11 protein-coding genes are annotated in these 7877 nt (G+C 32.1%); all 11 read right to left on the reverse strand.

The genetic code is table 11. From position 1 onward, the window contains the following. A partial coding sequence (locus NF27_RS08465; RefSeq protein ID WP_152606822.1) for an IS3 family transposase occupies positions 1-245 on the reverse strand: 245 nt, incomplete at its 3' end. 80 nt (positions 246-325) lie between these two features. Beyond that, entirely contained in the window at positions 326-601 is a 276-nt protein-coding gene (locus NF27_RS08470; protein WP_039458315.1) for a transposase, read from the reverse strand. A gap of 350 nt (positions 602-951) precedes the next feature. Next, on the reverse strand, positions 952-1179 hold the full coding sequence (locus NF27_RS13325) for a WGR domain-containing protein (protein ID WP_084212906.1): 228 nt from the start codon (positions 1177-1179) through the stop codon (positions 952-954). A 162-nt stretch (positions 1180-1341) separates the two neighbouring features. Further along, positions 1342-1884 carry a hypothetical protein gene (locus tag NF27_RS08475; RefSeq protein WP_039458318.1) on the reverse strand — a complete coding sequence of 181 codons (543 nt, stop codon included), beginning with the start codon at positions 1882-1884 and terminating at the stop codon, positions 1342-1344. 173 nt (positions 1885-2057) lie between these two features. Then, positions 2058-2183 (reverse strand): hypothetical protein, encoded by a 126-nt coding sequence (locus NF27_RS13195; RefSeq protein ID WP_275574622.1) that lies wholly within the window; start codon positions 2181-2183, stop codon positions 2058-2060. After that, positions 2183-2434, reverse strand: a complete 252-nt coding sequence (locus tag NF27_RS13330) for a recombinase family protein (protein WP_053332717.1) — start codon at positions 2432-2434, stop codon at positions 2183-2185. The genes NF27_RS13195 and NF27_RS13330 overlap by 1 nt, the downstream gene beginning before the upstream one ends. A 55-nt stretch (positions 2435-2489) precedes the next feature. After that, positions 2490-2744, reverse strand: coding sequence for a Txe/YoeB family addiction module toxin (locus NF27_RS08485; RefSeq protein ID WP_039458321.1), 255 nt, complete (start codon positions 2742-2744; stop codon positions 2490-2492). Position 2745: 1 nt separating this feature from the next. Continuing rightward, positions 2746-3000, reverse strand: a complete 255-nt coding sequence (locus tag NF27_RS08490; RefSeq protein ID WP_039458323.1) for a type II toxin-antitoxin system Phd/YefM family antitoxin — start codon at positions 2998-3000, stop codon at positions 2746-2748. 113 nt (positions 3001-3113) lie between these two features. Then, on the reverse strand, positions 3114-3323 hold the full coding sequence (locus NF27_RS08495; protein ID WP_039458326.1) for a WGR domain-containing protein: 210 nt from the start codon (positions 3321-3323) through the stop codon (positions 3114-3116). Between the two features lie 736 nt (positions 3324-4059). Next, entirely contained in the window at positions 4060-4314 is a 255-nt protein-coding gene (locus NF27_RS08505; RefSeq protein ID WP_039458332.1) for a helix-turn-helix domain-containing protein, read from the reverse strand. 269 nt (positions 4315-4583) lie between these two features. Then, a partial coding sequence (locus tag NF27_RS11390; RefSeq protein WP_193387658.1) for an ankyrin repeat domain-containing protein occupies positions 4584-7877 on the reverse strand: 3294 nt, incomplete at its 5' end.

Here is a 7877-nt window from a genome sequence, read left to right on the forward strand (position 1 = left end):
CCATCATTAAAGTATAGCCTTCCTCTCTTTTTCTGCTTTTTGGGGACTTTTAATCCTTCTTCACGCCAAATACGCTCAACTCGTTTATGGTTAACTTGCCATCCTTCAGCTTTTAGTAATGCTGTTATCCGGCGATAACCATAACGTCCATATTTAGTTGCTATATCTATAACATCTTTACGAAGAGCATCTTCATCATTAGCTTTTTTAGGTATATAACGCTGAACAGAGCGAGAGATAGACAATAATTTACATGCCTTACGCTCTGATATATCATATTTTTGACATGCTGATACTACTGCTTTACGCTTCTGCTCAGCGCTTATTAGTTTCCCTCAGCTACATCTTTTAGTATTAAATTACTAAGGGTAAGCTCAGCTATAGCGCGTTTTAAACGCATATTCTCAACTTCAAGATTCTTTAGACGTTTAGCCTGGGAAATCTCCATACCACCATATTCTTTACGCCATTTATAATATGTAGCATCAGAAATACCTAACTGTTTGCACATTCTGATAACGCTCTCTCCCTGGCTAAGTATTACCTCCGCCTGCCTTAATAACCTTATTATTTGCTCACTATTATATTTCTTCTTAATCATATAATTACTCCATCTAATTTTACTTATAGATTAGCTCAATATCTATCTATTTACTAACCTATTCATGGAGCTATTATACGGGGGCAGGACAAGTAGAACACAGCAAATATAGCAATGTTCTACTCCTTATTTACGGAGTTATGCATATGTTAAATACATAACTACTTTAGAGTATTATATCTAACATCTTCCTTCAAGAATAATCATTCTAAGTAATAACTTTATTCCTTGTTACTATAATAAATCCTTTTATCTAAATGTAAGGTTATTAAGATTCATACTCTGCTCTGTAACCAGCTTGTTGTCTTAGGAGTTAACCGTGCTTGGAATGCAGATAGGATGATTAAGTTCTATAAGATATTATAACCTCTTCTTCTCCTCTTTCTACCTATTACTTCTATTTCATTAATTGCATCTTCAATATGCCCAAAAGTCTGTACGGCCAGATTACCTAAGTTATTCTGTAATCCTCCCCATGAGTTTATTAGCGTCCATTCGTTAAACAGGTTTTGCTGTAGCCTTATCGTATAGTATCTACTCTCACTTCTCCACTTCCAAATCCTTAGGTCTAGTTTCAGAGCTTACCTCCAACTAATGTTTACTTCCTCTTTTGGAAATATTCGTATTTAAGTTCATTTGTAGTCTTGTCTGCAAGTAATACGCCTTTATCAAATATTCTAACAATTCTGTTATTACCTATTTCCCCTATTATTATTTCTGATTTTGATACTCTTAATCCCTTACGATCTATTGTTGCATTTGTGTATGCGTAAAGGGTTAACCGCTACAATCATTAGCAAACAACTTGCCAATAAATTAACCTCTTTGCTTCTAATGAAGCTATCCTTGTTCCCTCTTTTAAATTCTGAGAAAACAGCATTTAAAACCCAATATGAGATAAAAACAAGCACAGCCGGTATATTGAGAATTACCTCAGTAATGTATTTAGGATACAAAGCATAAATAGGTATAAGACATAGAGGCCAATACTTAATAGCATATTGAACAACCTTAGGTTGGTTAGACTTAATGGTTATGTACTCCATAAACCTATTAAGATGGAAAGCACAAATTATAGCAACCGCAAAACCTAATGTAGGTTCTATCATATCTGAAAAACTATGAGGAAGATGAGAACAGTCAAAACCAAGAACATAGCAATATATTCTTTCATAGCATGCATATAATATAAATGCTAAAGCTATAATAGACAGTAAGTATTTTTTATTAATACCGAACATCCTATTTATTTCTTCTTGCTTTAATGTCTCTATTGCTTCCATGTTATTTTACACTTTGTTTCAATGTTAACTTACTTGCTACCAGTATCATTAAATAAAATCAATTATTATTTCTATCAATATACCAACTTTATTTAGTAATTTATATAATACTTTGTAAATTAAGTTATCATTATTAATATTTATGTAATTAGTATTACTTTATGCTAACAGTACTACTTATTAATAGAACCCCTTTCCCCGGGTAAGTGCCTATATAAAGTTGCAGGTGATATTTGTAATCGTCTTACAGCATCTTCAACAGTGATCTTAGGATCACGTAGTAATGCTCCTTGCTCCACTAAATCTGCTTGAATACGTGCAGGAGGACATCCCCTTCCCTACCAAGTAGGTATCCCGCCATTGTACGGTCACGAATAAGTGAGCGCCCAAATTCAACTAACGCACCGAAGATATGAAATATCAATTTCACACCTGAATTTGTAGTATCAATTGCTTCACTCAATGAGCGAAGGCCAATACCTCGCTTTTCTCCAGCTTTTGAATGGTCTCCTTTAGTATAAATATACTTCAACTTTGATTTGAGCAACAAGACCAATGTTAGCTCAAATTAGGTGTTTTTTTGTTCCATAAATAAAATGATTTGGTTAATAATGATACCTGCATTGTATTATAATTAAAGACTCATCCTTGATTCTGTAAACTAATCTATGTTCCATTGTTATTCTCCTCGACCAACAACCGGCCATATCAAATTTTAATGGCTCAGGCATTCCTTTCCCATTAAAAGGAGACCTTGTTATTTCTTTAATCAATTCATTTATTTTTTGAAGAATGCGTTTATCATTTTTTTGCCAATAAAGATAATCATCCCAAGCATTATCTATAAAAAGAATTTTCATTTTATTTTTCTATTAGCTTTCTTTCAGTGTATTTCTTATCCTTCAAATCTTGAAGCGCCTTAGTAATGTGTTCAGCATTTTTTGGGCTTCTCAATAAATATAAAGTTTCCTCAACTCCATTATAATCTTCTAAAGACATCATAACGACAGGTGAGGCATTTTGCCTTGTAATTATTATGGGAGAATGATTCTCACAAACATTATTCATTGTTTGAGTAAAGTTTTTACGTGCTTGAGTATAAGTAATAGCATCCATATGAACCTCTTTTTATTTTAAACATACCATATAAGTACTTATTAAGTCAAATTCTTATGTTCAAATAGGAGGCACAAAAGACTTTTTATCGTTTTAAAAGATTTACTCAATTACTAGTTGGGTATTTTCTTTGTAACGTTTGCTATTTCTTTAAGTGCATTATTTAGATGGTCGAAAGTCTGTACGGCAAAGCTACCTAAATTATTTTGTAATCCTCCCCATGACTTTATTATTGTCCATTCGTTAAATAGATTTTGCTGTAGACTTATCGTATAGTATCTACTCTCACTTCTCCACTTCCATATTTGGCACACTTTCTGCATATGCTAACCTGCTGTATGTTCTAGTATAATAAGCTATTTTTTATCTTAATTATAAGCTTTTACTTAATATGTGACATGCTATTACTGAACCATTATATCTGTTGCAGCATCACAGTATGAGAATACTAGCACTGCTGATAAATATGATAATGAAAATAATATTATATTCCATATAACACTATCAGATTTGCCTTGTTTTAATACCATATTTTTAAAGTCTAATGAAATTGAAGTTATTAACCAAAACACCAAATAAGTAGTCATTAGACGACATACTAGTAGCACATTAAATAAATGCGCATTTATAAATGCAGGCAATAAGATTATTAAAGGGAAATACTTTATAAATAAATTAAACCTTTTGTTTTCTCGGCTTATAATATCTCTTTTCTCTGCGTAAATATAAAGTATGAAAGCATTAAATACTAGCGGCATACACTTAATAGCATATATTATTAGATTAATTTGGCTATATTGATATCCGGGAGCAAATTTATAAAACATAGCTATATATACTCCTTTATATAATATAGCTGATATAAATGATAATATAACTATTAATATAATCATATAATTTGGACGGTTTAAAACCTGTAGTAAGTTACTGGTTGGTTCTCTAAAAATATTTATATCTATCACTTTTTCCTAATTATCTATATTAAAGGGTTTTTAGATTTTTGTAGAATAATATACTTGCTATATATTAGCTATTATTGCTTTTCCATCATTTTAATTATTACACGGAACTTCTTCCGCCCGGTAGATGCCTATATAAAGTTGCAGGAGATATTTGTAGACGCCTTGCAGCATCTTCAACTGTAATCTTAGGATCACGTAGCAATGCTCTTGCTTCTGCTAAATCTTTTTGAGTGAGTGCAGGAGGCCGCCCTCCTTTCCTTCCAAGTAAGTGTGCTGCTTTCAGTTCAGGGCGCTCATGTTGCGCACCGGATGCTTTCTCAATGAATACTTTTTCACAGTTAATTTCTTTCAAAGCATTTAACTGTAAATCTAAATTTTGTTCTTAGGCTCCGACCCTTGCATATCTTATAAACATAATTATCTCTCTTAAAACTCACCTTTATTGTACATTTTGAGAGGCTTAATTTCAAGAAACAGTTTTGAGAGCTTATTTGGCTATTAATACGACAATTTTACATAGCTTAAACTTTCCTCTCAAAAAGGATCCTTTATAAGGTGCATGCTACTACCCCATATATACTTAGTATAAGGGGTATACTAAGTAGGCGAAAATTAATAAGTTTAAGTAGTATCGCCACCCTTTATTCTTCCTTTATCTTTAGGTTCTAATAAAAACTTTAATTGATGTAATTTGGTATAATCTTTTGCTGTTTTATCATTATCATCTCTTACCTCTTTATTTGCTCCTTTTTCTAAAAGTAATTTAGTGGTTTCAACTTGATTATATTTTGCCGCCATATGTAATGGTGTTTTGCCCTTATTATCTTTAATATTTATATCGGCCTTATGTATAATCAGTAATGCTATAATCTCATTAAGTCCTCTAAGAGCTGCTATATGTAGTAATGTCCTACCATGATTTCCTTCTCTACAGTTGATATCAACTCCTTCAATAAGTGATTTTTCAACTTTTTCAGTATCCCCGTATTTTACCGCTTCAAATATCTCAGTATTTTTTTGAGATATACTCTGTTCCTGCAATAGTTCTTGAGAGCTATCGTTTCTTAATCTCATTGCATCAGGAACTTTATAGCCTTGAGAGTTAAGATGAAATCTTGCTAGTTCCATTGTTTTTGAAGCATACTTTGCATCTTCATTCGCCTCTCCATACCTATTTATAGCTATCTCTTTTATCCTTTTAGCTGTTTCCAAAAGTTCATTATACCTTCCTTTTTCTAATAGCAAATCTACTAGTTCTCTCATTATTTCTAAATTATTAGAATCTAAGCTCATTGCTTCTTGATATAGTCTAATTCCTTCTTCCTTATCTCCTTTAGCAATAGATAATCTTGCTCTTACCAATGGTGTAGATTCATATTCATCATTATAATAAAAGCTTCTATTTTGTATGAATTCTTTGGTTGCTTTATGCATTACAACTAATACTTTATAGACTTCTTCCAGCTCTAGCTTTTCTTCTAAACTAAGCTGATACTCTTTGTTATTAATAGCTTCTCCCTCAAAAACCATTGTCTCTTTTTCTTTCTCATAAAAAAGATGTGTCTTTACCCTCATCTTTACTGCAAAATCTAAGAGTCTACTTAACCGCTTAAAAGCTGAGTCGGATATCCATCCTTTACTTTTTAACTCCTCTAATCTATCCCAGCTGTTACTGGACTGGATACCGTAATACAAAGATAAATGATTTATTATATTGCTTATAAACCTGTATAAATCTGCTTTAGCATTAAAGCATAAACTTTCTATCCTATCACTAAGCCTATTTTGATATAAACCTATATCTTGTTCCATTAACTCTAGTGCTTTCTTCTGATGTAAAGCTATGCCTCCAACTTGTTTATATAGCTCATTACTTAATGCTTGTTTATACTTATTAAGTAAAATAGCACTCCCCTGAATTAATATACCTAATCTAAGCGCATTAGCCATTATACAATCAACTTTACTTTGTAATCCGGCTATATTTTGTGGTATATTAATTAAATCTGATGCTAATTCATTAGTTTTATGTAAATCTGAACTTGGTGTATTAGGCCCTTGGTCTAATGCAAGTCCGCCATGAATTATCTTTTCCATACTTGCAGGCAATATGTTTTCAAACGTCTCTCCTATACTGATTACTTTTAGCTCAAATAATAATGCAAGCTGAACAAAATATTGATATCCTGGCTCGTTTATTGATTTATATTTATCACCTAATAATATCATATACTCAATATCTGAATATAAGGACATCTCCTTCCTTGCCATAGAGCCAAGCCCTACAATTGCATATTCACAAGTCGGAGCACCAAGTGATTTAATACAATCATCAAAAACATCTGAGGTCAACTTAACTATAGATTGGGTATTATTTTCTAAAATAGTTTTAATAGTAATGTCTTTCTTATCGATATCTCTCTTAGTAGCATTTCGTATCTCTTTTAATCGCTTTTTATAAGATTGATAATTAACTTCAAGTACACGATTATTACTTATACTATTAAGAAACTTTTTCTCTAAATAAAGTTGTTTGTGAGCAAAATACTCTGTCTCAAAAACCTCACCTACCTCATAATATCTTTCTGCTAATGTTCTTGCAGCACTATAATGTAATCCGGCTAATTTATACCCTTTAGAATTATTCTGATGATATAAATAATAATCACCTATTTTAAGTAAAATATAACAATAAGCAACTTGGCTATTCTCAGCTTTAGCTAGCTCCAATGCTTTTTGATAGCTTTGTAGACAATCTTGGTATTTTTCTTGGCAAAGCTGGTAAGTGCCATTAGCAATGTTTTCTCTCAAGCTTTTGCTAAATTTATCTTTTTTGCTAATCTTTCTTAAAACTACCTGGTTTTCTAAGTAATTCGCTATTTTAACTTTGCCTAGCTTCACTGCTAAATTAAATGGAGTATTATTATTTATATCTGTAAGATTAAGATTAGCACCTCCCTTAACTAAAAGTTCAATCAACTTAACATCATCACTATTATTTATTGCATAATGTAATGCTGTATTCTTATCCTTACCCTTATTTAAGTCAGCGCCGTTATTTATTAAACTACTGAGGCTAGCATTATTATTTTCAGAAATAGCTTTATATATTTCTTCTTGGCTACTAATTAATTGTTCAGGAACTTTATTATACCACCACCCGGTAAATATACCTGCATTAGAGCCTATTTCAGGCATGCTTACAGAGTTTTTGAGTTTATATAACTTTTTTATTAATAAGTTTTTTTGCTTTCCATTTAAGCTGATTTCCTCTGTGCCTTCACTGCCTATAATTTTTAATTTGTTATTATCACTAACTATTAATGCCAAATTATTTTCAAATCCATCTTCTAATATCATATAGTTAAGCCACTTGTCATTAGAAGAGTAACCAAAGCAGGTAAGCAAAAACTTAAATGAATCGTCAATATCTTCAAACGCCCGAACAGATTTTTTATTAACTACTACATCAACAATGCTTTTTGCTATCTCAGGATGTTTATTAAACATCTTAACTGAATACTCTGCCGCTCCTTGCCTTACCTCACTATCTTTATCTTTTAAAAAGCGTATTAATGCCTCAATTACTTCAGGGATTGCTTGCCCTAATTCAACTAGAATATCTATTGCTTCTCCTACTGCCTCCAAATCATTATTCTTGAAGTCATCTATTAAAGCTTTTATCATTTCAGGAGTCGCTTGCCCTAACTTAACTAAACTCTTTGCTGCTCCTTGCCTTACATGATAATTTTTATCCTTAAGGCCTTCTATCAGCGTCGCTACCACCTCAGGGCTAACGTGCCCTAACTTAACTAAGCTCTCTGCCGCTCCTTGCCTTACATGATAATTTTTATCCTTAAGGCCTTCTATCAGCGTCGCTACCACCTCAGGGCTAACGTGCCCTAACTTAACTAA

This window comes from Candidatus Jidaibacter acanthamoeba (assembly GCF_000815465.1).
Classification (GTDB): domain Bacteria; phylum Pseudomonadota; class Alphaproteobacteria; order Rickettsiales; family Midichloriaceae; genus Jidaibacter; species Jidaibacter acanthamoebae.

Coding starts and splice junctions, on each gene's coding strand:
- NF27_RS08470 (WP_039458315.1), bottom strand. CDS start 601: ATGATTAAGAAGAAATATAATAGTGAGCAAATAATAAGGTTATTAAGG.
- NF27_RS08475 (WP_039458318.1), bottom strand. CDS start 1,884: ATGGAAGCAATAGAGACATTAAAGCAAGAAGAAATAAATAGGATGTTC.
- NF27_RS08485 (WP_039458321.1), bottom strand. CDS start 2,744: ATGAAAATTCTTTTTATAGATAATGCTTGGGATGATTATCTTTATTGG.
- NF27_RS08490 (WP_039458323.1), bottom strand. CDS start 3,000: ATGGATGCTATTACTTATACTCAAGCACGTAAAAACTTTACTCAAACA.
- NF27_RS08495 (WP_039458326.1), bottom strand. CDS start 3,323: ATGCAGAAAGTGTGCCAAATATGGAAGTGGAGAAGTGAGAGTAGATAC.